The following is a 1,675-nucleotide window of genomic DNA, read 5'->3' as shown; positions in this document are numbered from 1 at the left end:
AGGGCACGAGGACAAAAGGTTGACATTTCGAATCCGAATATTGCCAATGATTTAGGAATTGGAATGGTGCATCAGCATTTTATGCTCGTTGATACATTTACGGTAACAGAGAATATTATTCTAGGAAAAGAAACAGTTAAAAATGGAAAAATCGATCTAAAAAAAGCAGAAAAAGAAGTAAAGGAAATATCAGAAAAATACGGACTGGCTGTTGATCCAAAAGCGAAAATTGCTGATATTTCGGTCGGAATGCAGCAAAGGGTGGAAATATTAAAAACACTTTACCGTGGAGCAGAGATTTTAATATTTGATGAGCCATCAGCTGTCTTAACACCACAAGAGATAACAGAGTTAATCGCTATTTTTAGAACATTAATTAAAGAAGGGAAATCAATTATATTGATTACCCATAAGTTAAAAGAGATCATGGAAGTTTGCGACCGTGTGACGGTTATTCGCAAGGGTGTAGGGATTGGTACATACAATGTAAAAGAAACAAACCCAAACGAATTGGCAAATTTAATGGTAGGAAGAGAAGTTACCTTTAAAACAAATAAAAAAGACGCAGAACCAAAGGAAACGGTTCTAGCTATTAAAGATTTAACCGTTAAAGATTCACGAGGGGTCAAGATTGTTAACTCGCTGAACCTTGATGTTAGAGCAGGAGAAATTGTCGGAATTGCCGGCGTAGATGGAAATGGGCAATCTGAATTAATAGAAGCCATAACTGGCTTAATGAAAAAAGATTCTGGCAGCATTACACTCAATGGGAAAGAAATAAGTGTGTTATCTCCACGTAAAATAACGGAAAGTGGAATTGGCCACATTCCGGAGGATCGTCATAAACATGGATTAGTGTTAGATTTTCCAATTGGACAAAATATGGTATTGCAAACCTACTATCAACAACCTTTTTCTAAGAATGGCATTTTGAATCAGAAAGAAATCGATAAGAAGGCCAAAACGTTAATGGAAGAATTTGATGTCAGAACACCTGGAATTCATACGCCTGCACGTGCTCTTTCTGGAGGAAATCAGCAGAAAGCAATCATCGGCAGAGAAGTAGACCGCAATCCAGATTTATTAATAGCAGCACAGCCGACTCGCGGCCTCGATGTAGGAGCAATTGAGTTTATTCATAAACGTTTAATTGAACAAAGGGATAATGGAAAAGGTGTATTGCTTCTGTCATTTGAACTGGATGAGATATTAAATGTAAGTGACCGGATAGCTGTTATATTTGAAGGGGAAATCATAGCAACTGTAAATCCAAAAGAAACATCCGAACAAGAATTAGGATTGCTGATGGCTGGATCAAATGATAATAAAGTAGGTGTGGAGAAAAATGTCTAATACAATAAAGAAGATAAGTATACCGATTATTTCCGTTTTGCTTGGAATAATAGTAGGAACCATTATTATGCTGATTACTGGCTACAGTCCAGCTGATGCTTACATCGCTTTATGGAACGGTGCGTTTGGGGAGATTTATTTTACAGGAGAAGTAATTCGCCAGGTTACACCTCTGATTCTTGCTGGTCTTGCAGTAGCATTTGCTTTTCGCACAGGACTTTTTAATATTGGGGTAGAAGGACAATTAATCGTTGGATGGCTTGCAGCAGTTTGGGTTGGCGTAGCATTTGATTTACCAAAGGTCATTCATTTGCCGTTTGCC

General features: G+C 37.7%; 2 protein-coding genes. Both read left to right on the top strand.

The window, feature by feature from the left end:
* Positions 1–1,353: ABC transporter ATP-binding protein (locus tag ACTYBU_RS22325; protein ID WP_445493244.1), on the top strand; the 1,353-nt coding region annotated here is incomplete at its 5' end.
* The coding region (locus ACTYBU_RS22320; RefSeq protein WP_445493242.1) for an ABC transporter permease subunit at positions 1,346–1,675 on the top strand (330 nt) is incomplete at its 3' end. The genes ACTYBU_RS22325 and ACTYBU_RS22320, both read left to right, overlap by 8 nt.

The organism is Niallia sp. 03133 (assembly GCF_052663225.1).
Note: the sequence above shows the minus strand (reverse complement) of the source record. Positions and strands in the feature narration are given on the sequence as shown.